The following is a 15,551-nucleotide window of genomic DNA, read 5'->3' as shown; positions in this document are numbered from 1 at the left end:
GCCATGGCCGAGCCGCCCCCGCCGCCGTCTGGAAACGGCCTGGACACGAAGCGCAAAAAGCCCCGGATTGCCCTTGTAGCGTGAGCTACGGGGGTACGGAAGTTTAAGGGGAAAGTTTCGCGTTCTCGGGCAGCGCGGGTAGCGTGAGCGCCCGACGTCGCCGGCAACCGATGCTCTTCGTCAGCTTCGACTTCCTGCTCTTCATCGTCCCCGTGCTGCTGATCTCGTGGGGGCTGTCGCATGTGCCGGTGATGCGGGTGCTGTTCCTCATCGCGGCCAGCTACTTCTTCTACATGGCAGGGCCCGAGACGGAGCCGCTGCAGCCGCCGTGGTACTTCGTCGGGCTGCTGCTGCTGTCGACGGTGCTCGACTACGTGTGCTCGCACCAGATCTGGCGCCAGCGCGAGGCCTTCGAAGGCAAGGACCGGCAGGCGAAGGCGGCGGCGAGCCGCACGCGCAACTTCTGGCTCGGCGTCAGCCTGGTCGGCAACCTCGGGCTGCTCGGCTACTTCAAGTACACCAACTTCTTCCTCGGGATCTTCAGCGACGTGGCGAACGCGCTGGGGATGGCGGTGGTGGTGCCGCACCTCGAGCTGCTGCTGCCGATCGGGATCAGCTTCTATACGTTCCAGACGCTGAGCTACACGATCGACGTGTGGCGCGGGCGGCTGACGCCGGAGCCGAACTTCCGCAAGTTCGCGCTGTTCGTGGTGTTCTTCCCGCAGCTGGTGGCGGGGCCGATCGTGCGCGCGCACGAGTTCCTGCCGCAGCTGCACCGGCCGCCGCAGCTGTCGGCCGAGGCGATGACGCGCGGGATGTACCGCGTGGTGATCGGGGTGGCCAAGAAGGCGATCCTCGGCGACTGGATCGCGGCGCAGTTCACCGACGCGATCTTCAACGCGCCCGAGAACTACACGTCGCTCGAGATCCTGCTGGCGCTGTACGCGTTCACGCTGCAGCTCTACGCCGACTTCAGCGGCTACACGGACATCGCGATCGGCGTGGCGCTGATGCTCGGGTTCGTGCTGCCGGAGAACTTCGAGCGCCCGTACCAGGCCAGGAACCTCGGCGAGTTCTGGCGCCGCTGGCACATGACGCTGTCGACCTGGCTGCGCGACTACGTGTTCTTCCCGCTCGGCGGCAGCAAGGGCTCGCCGGGGCGGGTGTACTTCAACCTGTGGCTGACCATGTTCCTGGTCGGCATGTGGCACGGGGCCAGCTGGAACTTCATCCTGTATTCGAACATCCACGCGCTGGCGATGGTGTTCAACCGCTGGAACCGGCTGCGCAAGCGCGGGGCGGGGACGGCGAAGACGCGGGCGATGTGGGTGACGGGGCTGCTGATCCTGTTCGCGGCGGTGTACGGGCTGTCGTCGACGACGCTGCAGCTGGGCCAGACGGAGAGCCTGGGGCTGGGCGGCTTCGCGGTGCTGATGTTCCTGATCGTGGCCCGCCTGCCGGAGACGGGGACGGCGTGGAACACGGCGCTGCACGTGCTGCTGACGTTCCACTTCACGGTGCTGTCGCGGGTGTTCTTCCGCGCCGACGACCTCGACACCTCGCGCAAGATGATCGCCGGGCTGCTGCGCTTCGACGCCCACGGGATCCGCGACGGGCTCATCACGCCGGCGGTGTGGGCGGCGCTGCTGTTCGGGCTCGGCTACCACCTGCTGACGCCGAAGGGCCTGGTCGACCGCCAGACGTACGCGGCGTTCCGCCGCCTGCCGGGGCCGGTGATCGGGCTGCTGCTGGCGCTGCTGGCCCTGCTGATCTACATGCTGCTTTCGAGCGGGCCGCGGGCCAACATCTACTTCCAGTTCTGAGAGACGACGACCGATGACCAGCAGGGCCATGGCGGCGGACGAACACGAGGGGCTGCTCGACGGCGAGGAGCGCAAGGTCGCGGTCGACCTGATGCGCGACGACGAGGCCGGCGTCAGCTATCCGCCGGGCACGTTCCGCAAGGTGATCGGGGCGATGTTCGGGGTGGCGCTGGCGATGGGCGCGACCTACGTGGTGCCGGCGCCGACGGTGGCGACGTCGCCGGGGACCGAGGTGGCGGCGGCGCTGACGAGCTGCGTGGCGGCGGAGGCCGAGGTCGGCGGTGCGGCGCCGCTGCAGTGCCTGCACCTGGTGCGGCCGTGGACGCTCGAGACCGAGGCGGACACGGGCCAGTACCGCTATGTGCCGTTCTGGAACCTGATCGGCCGCGAGCTGCTGGGGATGGGCCAGAAGGCCGAGGTCGCCGACGCGGAGGTCAAGGAGGCGGTGGCGGTCGCGCGCGCGGAGGCGGAGAAGGCGGAGGTCGAGGAGTTCAAAGAGGTCGAGGTCCGCGCGGCGCCGGTCGAGGAGGACGAGAAGGTGCCGCCGCTGGCCGTCGACCCCGAAGACGCGACGCCGGTCGAGATGCCGCTCGAGCGGCCCGAGGCGCTCGACCGCTTCTACGCGGCGCTGACTCGCACACACCTCGGCCTGCCGGGGGCGATCACGCGGGCGATGCACTACGGTGATTCGGCGATCGGCAACGACGGGATCACGGGGGCGATCCGCAGCAAGCTGCAGGCCCGCTTCGGCGACGCCGGCCACGGGTTCCACCTGCTCGGCCAGCCCAACGCGAGCTACCGCCATCAAGGGGTGCGCTTCGACGAGCGCAGCCCGTGGCAACATTGCTTCATCATCTTCGACTGCAAGAAGGACGGCTATTACGGGGTCGGCGGGACGACCTTCGAGTCGGCCGGCGGGGCGGAGATCCGGCTGTCGACGGCGCAGAAGGGGCCGATGGGCCGCAAGGTGGCCCGCTACGAGGTGTGGTACGCAGGCATGCCGAAGGGCGGCAAGCTGCGGCTGAAGCTCGACGAGCAGGAGCCGGTCGAGCTCGAGACGGCGGCCGAGCAGCTCGAGGACCGCTGGCACGTGATCGAGACCGACGACGGCGAACACACGCTGTCGGTCCGCGCGGCCGGCGGCGGCAAGGTGCGCGCGTACGGGGTGGCGATGGAGCGCTCGGGGCCCGGGGTGGTCTACGACGAGATGAGCCAGATCGGCGCGCTGACCCGCCGGATCCTCAACTTCGACGCGGACCACCTGCAGCGCCAGATCGCCCGCCGCGACCCAGACCTGCTGGTGCTCATGTTCGGCGGCAACGACATGAACACGCAGGGGACGATGGAGAAGTACAAGGCCGAGTACGCGGCGGTGATCCAGCTGTTCCGCAAGGCCGACCCGACGCTGCCGTGCCTGGTGATGGCGCCGCTCGATCACGGCGAACGCGACGGCTCGGGCAAGATCGTGACGCGGCCGATCGTGACGAAGCTGGTCCAGGCCCAGCGCGAGGTGGCCCAGGCGGAGGGCTGCGCCTTCTTCGACACGTACGAGGCGATGGGCGGGGCAGGCTCGATGGGCCGGTGGGTCCGCTCGTCGCCGGCCCTCGGCGCCGGCGATCTTTCACACCTGACGCATCACGGGCACAAGGTGGTGGGCGCCCTGCTGTACCGGTCGCTGATGCAGGGCTACGCCGAATATCGCCAGCGCATCGCCGGAACGCCGGTCAAGGCGCTGACGGGGCAATGACGGCGATGCGAGCGAGGGCGCGGTTTCGCGCCTTCGAGCTGCGCGAAGCTTGGTAGAGTCCCGGCGTGCGAACGAGAGTGACGTGGTGCGTCGCGCTGGCGCTGGCCGGCTGCGGCGGCAAGGGCAGCATCCTCGACGAGCTGACGGTCAGCGCCGGGCCGACGAACGATCCGTCGTACGGGCCCTCGGGCGAGCCCGACGACTCGGGTGACGAGCCGACGGCGGGCACGACGACCGAGGACACGCCGACCGGCGGACCGTCGGGGACCAATCCGATCGACGTGCTGTTCGTGATCGACAACACCGGGTCGATGGCCGACGAGCAGGCGCTGCTGGCCAAGAACATCGACGCGTTGCTCGACACGGAGCGCGACCTGCGGATCGGCATCACCACCACCGACGTCGGCAATCCGCGCTGCCCGGAGGCCCAGACGACGCCGGAGCGCGGGGCGATGGCGACGCGGAGCTGCCTCGAGAGGATCGAGGACGGCGAGTTCTCGTTCAACATGGACGATTATGCGTACGCGTGCGCCGACATCTGTGAGGTCGCGTCGATCGGCATCGCGCCGACGCCGACGGCGCTCGACGACGAGCCGGCGGTGCGGCCGTGGTTCGAGCGCACCGGCGGCGTCACCAACCTCGCGGACGCGGGCCTGAGCCTGGTGCAGGCGCTGCGGTGTGCGCTGCCGCGGGGGGTGAACGGCTGCGGGTTCGAGTCGCAGCTCGAGAGCATGTACCTGGCGCTGGCGCGGTCGATGGACGCGAACGAGCCGGAGTACGGGTTTTTGCGGCCGGAGGCCGACCTGGTGGTGGTGATCGTGACCGACGAGGTCGATTGCAGCGCCAACCCGAGATTCGGCGAGATCTTCACCACCAACAAGACCTTCTGGGAGGACCCCGAGCGACCGGACGGGACCAGCGCGGTGTGCTTCAACGCGGGGGTCGATTGCGTGGGCGCCGGGCCGACGTACTCGGCGTGCCCTGCGGCTGACCATGACATCGATGGTGCGCCCACCAAGGATCCCGACGCGGCGGTGCTGTGGCCGGTGGCGCGCTACTCGAATTTTCTGGCCGACATTCAGGCGAGCAAGACCGGCGGGGCGCGGGTGCGGCTGCTGGCGATCGCCGGGGTGCCGCCAGGCTTCGAGTCCGGTGACGCGGCGCTGGTGTTCGAGGACGACCCCGATCCCGAGGTCCAGGATCTGTTCGGCATCGGCCCTGGTTGCGTGCTGCCGAACGCGATAGATCCCGATTATCCGATGACCGCCCGTCCGCCGGTGCGCATGCTCGAGGTCGGCGCCAGCCTCGGGCCGCTCGAGTTCCACTCGATCTGCCGTGAAGACTTTTCTGCGGCCCTCGCCGCCATCGCCCAGCCCTGAGAGCTCTCATGTCCGCACGCCAGCATCACTTGTCGTTCGCCAAGAAAGTCATCCCCGCGGAGACGTTCCGCGCGCCTGACCGCATGTTCGAGGAGCTGACGGGGCCGAAGCGCGAGGCGTTCCTGTTCTTCCTGTGGACCGAGTCGGGCAAGGGGATGGTCGAGGCGCTGCCCCACGTCGGCCTGGCCCCGGGTGGGCGCGAGATGGCGAAGCTCGACGTCGTCGGTCACGTGAAGTCGGGCGCCGTCGAGGTCGTGGTGATCTCGATGCCGCCGGCGCTCAATGCCAACGAGGCGATGTTCCTGGCGCTGGTGCGCAAGGCCGGGGAGCCGAGCGTGTTCTTCTACGAGCGCTGCGCCGATCTCGGCACCGGCACGGTGCACGTGAAGGAGGCCGTGCTGGCCGAGACGCGGCCCGACGGCAGCCGCAGCAACTACGGGTTCCACGAGGGCCTCGACCTGCCGGCGTTCAAGGCCCAGCTCGAGAAGATCCTCGAGGTCTCGCTGGCAGGCCTCGAGGGCAGCCTCGAGCCGGTGACGGCGGCGGCGTTCATGGCGACGGGGACGGGGCGCTCGGGCGTGGGGCGGTCGACGATCCGGCGCCCGCCCGAGAAGAAGGGGCCGAAGCACGGCGGGCTGCTCGAGCTGCTGCTGCTGGTGCGCTTCGGTCTGCCGCTGGTGATGTTCGCGCTGGCGTACACGGTGCCGGCGCTGGGCTTTCGCCTGTGGCAGGTGGTCGGGCCGCTCTACACGCTGCTCTCGCTGGTGATCGGCGTCGCGCTGCTGGTGTTCCTGTATCGGGTGTACGCCGCGAATCGCCTGGGCACGCCGTTCGGCCCGGGCATGGCGGTGGCCGGCTGGCTGGTCCCGGGGCTCAACTTCTTCATGCCGCCGCTGGTGGTCCGCGGGGCCCACAAGGCGGTGGTCGGCACCGGCGCGGGTCTGCTGGTGCTGGTGTGGTGGCTGGGGTGGCTGCTGCAGATGACGAACGAGATCGTGCGCGGGATGAAGGCGCAGCTGACTCGCGTCGACGGCGGGGCGTGGCACGTGTCGTTCCCGACGGGCGGCGGCTTCTCGCTGCCGGATCCGCTCGGCGACATCTACATCCACCTGAGCTCGGGCATCGGCGGGCTCGCCGTCACGCTCGCGGCCTACGCCATCTTGTGGCACCTGGTGCGATCGATCCGGGCCAAGCTCTGACCGGGATCGCAGGCGGGCTCGCCGGCGGTGCGGCGAGCCCGGGTGGTACGATCAATCGCGGCTGAAGCGGTAGAACAGGCCGAGGCCGACGCCGAGGCCGAGCAAGATCAGGAGACCCAGCGGGGCGTGGTAGAGCAGCGGCTTGCCGAGCTCGTCGACCTTGACGCCGAGCAGGCCGGCGGCGTCGTCCGGGGTCAGCTCCCACACGTTGTCGCCCTGGTAGAGACAGTACTTGCCGTCCCAGGTCCACAGGTCGAGCCAGAACACGCCGAAGTGACTGTAGAGATAGCCGACCTGGACCTCGTGGCCGGTGGTCTCGGCGGCGAAGGCCTTGGCCTCGCCGGTGAGGTCGTCATAATGCAGGACGCTCTCGCCGGTGGTGATAAGGACGAGGCCCTTGGCGTGGGCCTCGGTGGCGGTGAGGGCGACGCCCGCGAGCGCGAGCGCGGGCAGGGAAACAGACAGCAGTGGGCGCATTCGTACCTCCGGCGGCGATGCTCCCAGCGCGGGCGGTGGCTGTCAAACCGCGGCCAAGGCAGAGCGTGGCGCGGAGGAGCCGTGGGAACGCGGTTCTTCGTGGATCGCGTGGAGGTAGGGAAGGATGGGCGGTGAGGTTTTGGCGGAGATCGGGCAGCGCTGCGGCATGGGACGAGAGCTCAGGGGGCCGCGGCGTAGGGGATGTCGAGCGGGGCGGCGTCCGGGTCGCGGAAGGTGAAGTGCCACCATTCCTGGTCGTACGGGGTGAAGCCTGCTGCTTGCATGGCGCGGCGCAGTCGTCGGCGATGTGCGAGGGCGTCGCCGTCGGCCCGCGAATAGCGGCTGTCGGGTCCGAAGTGGTCCCAGGCGGTGCCCATGTCGAGCGGCTCGCAGGTGCCCGCGCGCGCGAGGGTGAGGTCGACGGTGTCGCCGCGGTTGTGACCGGAGCGCCGGGCGATGTAGCCGTCGTCGACGAGCTGCCGCCTGCCGCTGCGCTCGGCCCAGGCGACCATGGCGAGGCTGGCCCGCACGGGGCGATACGCGTCGTGGACGAGCAGGGTGAGGCCGTCGCCGGCGAGCGCGGCCTGGACGCGGGCGAGGGCCCGGGCCGGACGAGGGCGTAGCCAGGCGCCCGGGGTGTCGTAGCCGGGGAGGACGGCGCCGGTGAAGTTGTCGGCGGTGGCGTAGCGGACCTCGAAGCAGGCGCCGGGCAGCTCGCGGCGCAGGTCGAGGAGACCCGGCGGCGGGGCGATCGTGAGGAGGGGCGGGGCGGCCTCGGGGTGTGATGATATGTCCCCGGGGACAGGTCCAGAGTGAGCGGCGGGCGGAGCGGGTGATTCTTCGGTCGCCTCGGGTGGGGCGTCTCCGGGGTTGCGTGCGAGCGTCGTCGGCGGGGTGACGTGGCTGTCTCTAGGGACAGATGATATGTCGTCGGGGACAGGTCCGCGGGCGTGAGGAAGCTTCTCGGACCTGTCCCCTGGGACATGTGTGCCCGCAGCGGGCGGCGCCGGCTCTGGCGCACAGGCCATCACCAGGACGAGCAGGCCGAGGCGGGCGGAGGCCGGGCGCATGCGGATCAGAGGCCGCGGAGCATGCGGGCGGCGCCGACCGGGTCGACGGCGGCGGCGGCGAGGGCCCCGCCCATCATCGCGCCGATGACCCCGACGGTGGCCACCTCGCTGCCGGCGAAGAAGAGCCCGGCGATCTTGCTGCGCGGTCGCAGGTACGGGTTGGCGAACCGCTCGGGGGTCGGGAGGATGCCGTAGATCGAGCCGCCCATCGGTCGCACGAAGGTGTCGGTCGACAGCGGGGTCGAGAGCTCGACGTGGTCGACCATCGATCGCAGCCCGGGGAGTTTCTTGAGGAACTGCTCGAGCAGCCGATCCTGCAGGACCTTTTTAAAAGAATCGTAGTCGTCGCCGCGGCGCTTCCAGCGGGTGCCGAGCCAGCCGGAGAAGCGGTCCCAGGGGACGAATGTGACGACCTCGCCGGTGTGGCGCTGCTCGGGGCCGGGGTCGTAGGCGGGGTCCTTGAGCGAGGGGAAGCTGCAGTAGAGCACGGGGGCGTCGGCGATGCGCTCGGGGTCGGCGATGTCCCAGGCGTCGAGCTCGGTGTCCCACGTATCATAGTACCATTGATTGTAGGCACCCGCGCCGGCCGAGCGGATGTCGCCCTTGAAGCCGAGGTACAGGCAGACGTGGGCCGGCGCCGGCGGCAGCGCGCGCACGCTGGCGGCCCAGCGCGTGTCGGCGACCTCGCGCGGGAGCAGCCGCTGCACCGTCGACGACACCCCTGCCGCGCTGATCACCCGGCGTGCGCGGATCTCCTCGCCGTCGCGCATGCGCACCCCGACTGCCGCGCCGTTCTCGAGCACGATCTGGGCGACGTCGGCGGAGATCCGCGTGTAGCCGCCGGCGTCGGCGACGGTCTGCAGCAGCTCCTGGGCGATCGTGGACGAGCCGCCGACCGGATAGTAGCCGCCCCACTGGAAATGCTTGGTGACGAGGGCCTGGATCGCCAGCGAGGCGCGGCTCGGGGTGGCGCCGTGATAGCCCCACTGGGCGGCGAGCACGGTCTTGAGGCGGGTGTCGTCGGTGAGGCGGTCGAGGGCGTGCTTGGCGGTCTCGCCGAAGGCGCGGCGGGCTGTCTTCGTGAACATGTCCGTGAGGACATGTGCAGAGGGCGGGGCGAGGCGGGCGAGGTAGTAGGAGCGCATGGCCGCCGAGACCTCGCGGACGCGCGCGAAGTAGGCGTCGATGGCGGTGTGGCCGTCGGGGAAGGTGTCGTGGAGCAGGGCGCGGAAGGCCTGGGGGTTGTCGGGGAAGCCGAGCTGGAGGCCGTCGGGGAACACGAAGGCGTCGTAGACCGGGCCCAGCGAGGCCCACTGCAGCCGCCGCCCGGTGAGCCCGGCGAGCAGCCGCCCGGGCATGCTGCGCTCGGTGACCTCGCCGACGGCGTGCACGCCGACGTCCCAGTGATACTTGCCGCGCTTGAAGCTGTGCGTGAAGCCGCCGGGGACGTAGTGCTGCTCGAGCACGAGGACGCGCTGGCCGAGCGCGGCGAGCATGGCGGCGCAGGTCATGCCGCCCATGCCGGAGCCGATGACGATGCTGTCCCAAAGAGCAGGCGCGGCGAAGCCGGACGGGAGGTGCTTCGACCAGGGGTGACGCACAGGGCGGTCAGACATGCGTGCTCAGCATACAGCGCGCGGCGGCCGCCAAGACGGAGCGAGGCGAAACTGCAGCAGAGGCCGCCGGCGGGGCGCGCCGCGGCGGGCGGGGCGGGGCCGGCAGACGCGACGGTGGGCAGGCGAACAGCGGGGTCTGGAGGAGCGTCGTCGCGATTTCGGGGGCGCGAGCGGTCGATCGGTCCCACGCTCGAGACAAGAGGAGGGCGCACGCGATGACCCCGCTTGTCCTGTTGCTCCTGCTGTTCGTTGCCTTCGGGCTCTACGGTGCGATCAGCGACCGGGCCCAGCGCTCGACGAAGCTCCACCGCGGCCGCGAGGAGCGCCGCGTGACGCTCAAGGACTTCGTGGCACCCCGGTGAGCGCCGAGGTGCGCGGGCGAGGGTCTCACACCGGAGGCAGCTCGAGGACTCGTTCGGCCGGGGACCGGTGTCCCCGCGGCCGAGAGTGCTTTGATGGCGAGACGAAGGTCCTCGCTCAGCCGACCGGGACGACCACGCCGCAGGCGCACTTGATCGAGACCTGGACCTCGCCGTTTTGGATGGCGTCGCAGGCGTCGCCGACGAGCTCGACCTCGCCGGGGTTGTTGAGCTGCCAGCCGTCGTCGTCGCCGAAGGGCACGACCTCGCCGTTGACGTAGACGGTGCACTGATCCTCGCCGCCCTCGGAGACGGTGCCGTCGAGGTTGAGCTTGCAGTCGCGGACGCCGTCGACGATGTCGGCGAACGCGTCCGCGAGGGCCTGGGCGTCGTCGGCCTTGTAGAAGGGGGCGTCGGGGTCGCCGTCGCCGACGCCGACGCCGGCGTTGGCGACGTCCTGCAGGTGCTGGTCGCTGACCTCGTTGCCGACGCTGATCACGTAGGTGCGCACGCCCTGGGCGAAGGCGGCGGCGGCGGCGTCGACCGACTCGTCCTGGCCGTTCTGCGGGTTGGGCTCGGCGCAGGTGTCGGGCTCGCCGTCGGTGGCGAGCACGATGATCTTGTTGCCCTCGGTGGGATCCATGACGAGCGTCGGCGTGACGGCGGCGATCGATTCGCCGGTCGGGGTCTCGTCCTCGGGCTGGCTGGCGTCCCAGGTGGCGGCGATGGCCTGGTAGTTGTCGAGCGCGGGCGCGGTCTCGGTGATGACGGGACACTCGCGGCCGCCCTGGTCGCCCTCGAAGCTGGTGTAGAGCGCCATGCCGAAGCGGACCTGGCCCTCGAGCTGGGGCACGAGGCCGTCCTGCTCGTCGAGCAAGGCGTTGTAGACGGCCTCCCAGCGGTCGGTGTCGCCGAACTGGGTGGTCATGCTGCCGGACTGATCGATGAGCAGCAGGACGGTGGGGATCTGCGGCTCGAACTTGATGTCGGCGTCGGCACAGACGCTGGTGTCGTTGTCGGTGTCAGTGCCGGGGCCGCCGATGTCGAACTTGACGGCGTCGTCGGTGGTCGTACCGGCGGTGGTGGTCGGGCCGGTCTCGGTGGTGCTGGTGACGCTCGTGATCCCGGGAATGTCGGTGGTGCTGCCGGTGCCGGTGTCGGTCCCGGAGGTCGCCCCGACGCCGCCGCAGCCAGCCAGCGCCGCGACCATTGCCCACATTGTCCCGCCTGAAATGCTAATTCGCGCAAGCATTGGTGCAAGCATAGTGAGGTCGACGCGAGGCGCTAGCCGGATTGCCCCTGCCGTTTTCCTCGACCTCGGCCGGGGTCCTTGGGCCCGCGCGCGAGATTGACGGCCGCGAAGCCGCGTAGAGCCCGCAGGCGTGCGCGCATGTCCTGCGACACGCGCGTGCATGGACAGAGGCGCAGGTTCCGGGCGATCTGCGAGGGTTCGCGGCTCGGTATATTCGCCGGCCGGCGAGGCGCGGCGCCGAACCACTGGCGCCCGCGCGCCAGCGAGCCCGCGCGTCCACGAGGGCGGGGTCGGGGATTCGTCCTGTCGTGCGCAACCGACAAGGACGCGGCGCGAGGGCGACGGGCCCGCGAGCGTGCGCGGATTGCTGCGATCGCGCGGGGAAGGGGCGGGTCGATCCCGCGGGCTCGGGCAGGTGCTGCGGTCGCGCTCGGGGCGGCGAGAAGGACCTGTCCGTTCGGTCAGGTGGGATGATGCCGACGGCGAGCCAGCGCGGCGCTCGTGGGCGCGGCCAGGTGCCTGTCCGTTCGGACAGGTTCGGAGTGAGGCCGAAGACGAGCCGGCGACGCTCGTGGGCGCGTCCAGGTGCCTGTCCGTTCGGACAGGTGCGGAGTGAGGCCGACGACGAGCCGGCTCGTGGCGGTGGCCTGTCCCTTCGGACAGGCGGTCACCCCGGGCTGCGCAGGCCCTTGCGGTGGATGAGGCGGGCCAGCGGGCCGCGCGGGGGGACGGACCACAGCGGCTCCTCGGCGGCGCCGTGGTGGTGGAGCACGTGGTTGGCGGCGAGGATGCCGGTGCTGGCGGCGCGCTCCATCAGGGCGGTCGGGAACGGGGTGTGGACGAAATCGCCGGCGAGGTGGAGGGTGGGGTCGGAGGTGTCGACGCGGAGGCGCTGCGGGTGGCTGCCGGGGCGGAAGGCGGGGCAGTCCTGGCGCACGAAGAAGCGCTCGTCGAGGACCCTGGCGGCGCGGGTCTCGGGGTAGAGCTCGTGGAGGGCGCGCCGCAGGTCGGCCTGGATGGCGTCGTCGTCGACGTCGCCGGGGAGGGCGTAGGCGTGCAGCTCGACGACGCTGCCGCCGGTGCGCGCGGCCCAGTCGCGGCTCTCGTCCTCGAACAGGTGGTAGAGCGAGATGTTGTCGACGAGGCCGAGGCCGGTGGTGCCGACAAAGGCGGCGCGGCCGGGGGCGCACGGGCGGTCGAGCCACAGCCGCCACACGGCGAAGCGCGCGGTGACGGACTGGGCGGCGACCTGCTCGCGCCAGCAGTGGCCGATGCCGGGATCTTCGGGGGCGGCGCCGCGCGGTTGGCCGAGGCCGGGCGAGTCGGCGACGAGCTGCTGCAGGCCGGGCACGCTGGCGGCGAGGATGCACACGTCGGCGTGGTGGACCTGGCCTTTGGAGCTGGTGATCCGATGGCGGCCGTCGGGCCCGCGGTCGATATGGACGGCGCCCTCGCCGAGGCACAAGCGGACGCCGCGGCGCTCGAGCACGGCGGCCATCGGCTGCCAGATCGACTTCGAGAACGGGCCGTCGGCGACGTCGAAGACGATGCCCTCGGGGTTACCGACGAAGTAGAAGTGGAACATCATCAGCAGCTCGGCGGCGCTGAACTCCTGCTCGGGGTTGAAGAAGGAGTGGGAAAAGACATCGAACAGCATCTGCCGCGCCTGCGGCGGGAAGCCGAGCTTGTCGAGGAAGGCCTGGGCGCTTTGGCGGTCGAACTGGGCGTAGGTGGCGACCGGGTCGTAGGCCATGATGGCGCGCCCGCAGGTGTCGTCGACCCGCAGGGCGTCGCGCAGGGTCATGCTGCTGCTGCGACGGATGAGGCTGACGAGGTTCCAGATCGGCAGCTTGGGCAGGCCGGCGAACGACTCGCGCAGGCCGCCGGGGCCGAGCAGCGGGTAGTCCTCGACCGGGCGGAGGAAGCCGAGCGACGGATCGATGCGCCGCAGCCAGGCGCGCAAATTGTAGTACTGGCGGAAAAAGGCGTGGAAGCCCCGCTCCATCTCGAAGGCGCTGCCGTCGGCGAGGGTGTCGCTCCAGGCGCCGGCGCGGCCGCCGAGGAAATTGTCGGGCTCGAGCACGGTGACCCGCGCGCCTCGCTCGGCGAGGATCGTGGCGGCCGCGAGCCCGGCGATGCCGCCGCCGACGACGAGGACTTCGAGCGGCCGCGGCAAGGCGAGAGGGGCGCGGCGGTCGGGGGCGTTTGCGGGGCGGCGAGAGATTCCGAGCATGGCTTGGGGCGGGTCGGCCGTGAGGGCGTGAATTGGAGAAATGTCTCTCGGGGCAGGTATGGTGAATGTCCCCGGGGACAGGTCGGCGAGGATGGGTGCGGAGGCCGGATGTCCTCGGTCGGCGAGGTCGGGGGAACAGGCAGGCGAGGTCGGGCTCGGAGATCCTCGAGGTGGGCCGGTGAGAGCGGCCCCGGAGTTGGGATGTCCCCGGGACAGGTCGGTGGGCGCTGAGGTCGGGTGTCCTCGGGGACAGGTTATGAGGGCACCCTGGAGGTCGGATGTCCTCGGGGACAGGTCGGTGAGGATGAGCCCGGAGGCCTGGCGTTCGGGGACAGGTTGGGGAGATGTCCCCGGGGACAGGCGGCGCGGGCGGCCCGGTCCCAGGTATGGCTCAGCCGGGGCGGCGGGCCAGGAAGGTGTGGACGATGCCCTCCTGCCAGCCGTCCATGCTGGCGGCCTGGGTGTCGCAGAAGCCGGCCGCCTGCAGGCGCCGCTGGAAGGCGGCGGCGCCGTCGAAGGCGTTCACGCTGCGGCGCAGGTAGCGGTAGATGTCGGAGCCGGGCGAGGTGACGAGGCCGGCTGGGATGATGATGCCGAGGCACACGGCGTTCCACACCAGGTGGGCCCGCAGCGAGTCGCGCACGCTGTACTCGTGGAAGCAGACGACGCCGCCGGGCTTGAGCAGGGGCAAGAGCCGGCGCAGGCACAGGTCAGGGTCCGGCATGTTGCGGATGCCGTAGGCCATGAGGATGCCGTCGAAGGGGCCGTCGGCGCCGTGGGCCGCGGGGTCCATGGCGTCGCCGTGGAGGAAGCGGACGCCGGTGAGCTCGGGCTTCTTGCGGGCCAGGTCGAGCATGCCCTGCGAGGCGTCGAGGCCGGTGATGCGGGCGCGCGGGTAGGTGCGCACGAGCGCGAGGGTGGAGAGACCTGTCCCACAGCACAGGTCCAAAAGGGCAGCCTCGTCGGGGACGCGCATGCGCTCGGCGCTGCGCTCGAGGTGCCGGCTGTAGCCGGGGTTCATGCCGGTGAGGAGGTCGTAGCGGGCGGCGACGCGGTCGAAGGCGTGCGGGACGGCCTGCTTCTGCGCGCGCAAGGTCGGCGGCGGTCGAGTCATGGGAAATTTCGGGTGAGAGAGGAGAGTCTGCGCGAGGATCGGGGCCGAGCGAGGGCGAATGCGCCGGGGGCGAGCGGTGAGGCGAGCGAGCCTCGCCAGGGCCGCGGGAAAGCAGGTGCGGGACCGTGAGACCAGCCGCCGCGTCGCCGCCGAGACCGCTGTCCCGGCGGCGCTCCGCGAGGCTCGAGGGGTCGGCGCGAGGGGCCGGCGCGAGGGGCCGCGAGGGCTGCGGGCGGCGTTTCGCGGCTCCGCAGGGGGGCTGAGCCGTCGCGGGGCCAAATCACGGGAGGCTGGCGGCGAGCGGCGGAGGGGCGGCGAGCAGCTGCTCGGACCAGCGGCGGAGGTGGGCCAGGAGGTCGCTGCGGCCGGCGCAGGCGGGGATCCGTCCGGCGGCCTGGTCGACGAGCTCGCCGAGGTGGCTGGTGGCGCCGCCGAGGCCCAGCTCGCGCACGGCGGAGGGCCGGTGATGGGCGCGGTCCTGGCCGACCGGCTTGCCGAGCAGCTCGGGCCGGCCGTAGGCGTCGCGGATGTCGTCGGCGATCTGGTAGGCCTCGCCCAGGCGATAGCCGAGGCCGGTCCACTGCAGGGGGTCGCCGCCGCCGGTCATGGCGCCGGCGATCACGGCGGCCTCGAACAGGGCGCCGGTCTTGGCCCGGTGGTAACGGCCGAGGTCGCCCTGGCCGGCCTCGGACTCCCAGCCCTGGCCGGCGACGATGCCCGCAGGCCCGCCGACTCCGCGGGCGACCACGCGCAAGAGGCCGGGCAAGAGGTGCGGGTGCGAGCCGCTGGCGCGGGCGAGGGCGTCGAAGGCGAGCACGATGAGGGCGTTGCCGGCGAGGATCGCCAGCTCCTCGCCGAAGGCGGCGTGCACGGTGGCGTGGCCGCGGCGGACGGCGGCGTCGTCGAAACACGGCAGGTCGTCGTAGACCAGCGAGGCGCAGTGCAGCAGCTCGACGGCAGCCGCGGCGGCGTCGGCCATCGCCGGGTGGGCGGCGCCGCAAGCCTCGGCGACGGCGAGACAGAACTCGGGGCGAAATCGCGCGCCGCCCGGGAAGACGGCGTGGCGCATGGCATCCCCCAGGCGCGGCGGACAGGGTGGCGCCGTCGCCAGGTCGAGGCAGGTCTTGAGGGCTCGGTCGATGCGCCGTCGAGATTCCATGGCCGCTGCTCAGGCCCGCCCGGGCCGCCCATAGGTCAGAGTTAGGCGCAAAAGTGTGCTCGCTTGTTCAAGGATTGTCAATGAAAGGGCCGATCGTTGGACAAAGACTTGAAACCTGGAGTG

General features: G+C 71.1%; 12 protein-coding genes. 5 read left to right on the top strand and 7 right to left on the bottom strand.

The genetic code is table 11. From position 1 onward, the window contains the following. Positions 1-170 precede the first annotated feature (170 nt). From POL25_RS30865 to POL25_RS30850, 4 genes are all read left to right on the top strand, one after another. Positions 171-1,823, top strand: coding sequence for an MBOAT family O-acyltransferase (locus POL25_RS30865; protein ID WP_272089852.1), 1,653 nt, complete (start codon positions 171-173; stop codon positions 1,821-1,823). Positions 1,824-1,836: 13 nt separating this feature from the next. Further along, the gene (locus POL25_RS30860; RefSeq protein WP_272089851.1) at positions 1,837-3,570 is read left to right on the top strand and encodes a GDSL-type esterase/lipase family protein; all 1,734 of its coding nucleotides are present in this window, start codon (positions 1,837-1,839) and stop codon (positions 3,568-3,570) included. Between the two features lie 65 nt (positions 3,571-3,635). Further along, complete coding sequence (locus POL25_RS30855; RefSeq protein WP_272089850.1) at positions 3,636-4,949, top strand: hypothetical protein; 1,314 nt, start codon at positions 3,636-3,638, stop codon at positions 4,947-4,949. A gap of 8 nt (positions 4,950-4,957) precedes the next feature. Further along, positions 4,958-6,148 (top strand): DUF4328 domain-containing protein, encoded by a 1,191-nt coding sequence (locus POL25_RS30850; RefSeq protein ID WP_272089849.1) that lies wholly within the window; start codon positions 4,958-4,960, stop codon positions 6,146-6,148. A 51-nt stretch (positions 6,149-6,199) separates the two neighbouring features. Here POL25_RS30850 and POL25_RS30845 read toward each other — a convergent pair whose 3' ends face one another. From POL25_RS30845 to POL25_RS30835, 3 genes are all read right to left on the bottom strand, one after another. Further along, entirely contained in the window at positions 6,200-6,625 is a 426-nt protein-coding gene (locus POL25_RS30845) for a hypothetical protein (protein WP_272089848.1), read from the bottom strand. A gap of 179 nt (positions 6,626-6,804) precedes the next feature. Next, a complete protein-coding gene (locus tag POL25_RS30840; RefSeq protein ID WP_272089847.1) occupies positions 6,805-7,695 on the bottom strand; it encodes a M15 family metallopeptidase in 891 nt (296 codons plus the stop codon). A 5-nt stretch (positions 7,696-7,700) separates the two neighbouring features. Beyond that, the gene (locus POL25_RS30835; RefSeq protein WP_272089846.1) at positions 7,701-9,311 is read right to left on the bottom strand and encodes a phytoene desaturase family protein; all 1,611 of its coding nucleotides are present in this window, start codon (positions 9,309-9,311) and stop codon (positions 7,701-7,703) included. Positions 9,312-9,526: 215 nt separating this feature from the next. Here POL25_RS30835 and POL25_RS30830 point away from each other — a divergent pair, with 215 nt between their 5' ends. Continuing rightward, positions 9,527-9,673: a hypothetical protein gene (locus tag POL25_RS30830; protein WP_272089845.1), complete on the top strand. Its 147-nt coding sequence runs from the start codon at positions 9,527-9,529 to the stop codon at positions 9,671-9,673. Positions 9,674-9,788: 115 nt separating this feature from the next. Here the strand turns inward: POL25_RS30830 and POL25_RS30825 are convergent, their stop codons facing one another. From POL25_RS30825 to POL25_RS30810, 4 genes are all read right to left on the bottom strand, one after another. Continuing rightward, the gene (locus POL25_RS30825) at positions 9,789-10,880 is read right to left on the bottom strand and encodes a vWA domain-containing protein (protein WP_272089844.1); all 1,092 of its coding nucleotides are present in this window, start codon (positions 10,878-10,880) and stop codon (positions 9,789-9,791) included. Between the two features lie 709 nt (positions 10,881-11,589). Continuing rightward, positions 11,590-13,155: an FAD-dependent oxidoreductase gene (locus POL25_RS30820; RefSeq protein ID WP_272089843.1), complete on the bottom strand. Its 1,566-nt coding sequence runs from the start codon at positions 13,153-13,155 to the stop codon at positions 11,590-11,592. A gap of 391 nt (positions 13,156-13,546) precedes the next feature. After that, on the bottom strand, positions 13,547-14,269 hold the full coding sequence (locus POL25_RS30815) for a class I SAM-dependent methyltransferase (protein ID WP_272089842.1): 723 nt from the start codon (positions 14,267-14,269) through the stop codon (positions 13,547-13,549). Positions 14,270-14,549: 280 nt separating this feature from the next. Then, a complete protein-coding gene (locus POL25_RS30810) occupies positions 14,550-15,428 on the bottom strand; it encodes a polyprenyl synthetase family protein (protein ID WP_272089841.1) in 879 nt (292 codons plus the stop codon). Positions 15,429-15,551 lie beyond the last annotated feature (123 nt).

Source organism: Nannocystis bainbridge (assembly GCF_028368995.1).
Lineage (GTDB): Bacteria > Myxococcota_A > Polyangia > Nannocystales > Nannocystaceae > Nannocystis > Nannocystis bainbridge.
Note: the sequence above shows the minus strand (reverse complement) of the source record. Positions and strands in the feature narration are given on the sequence as shown.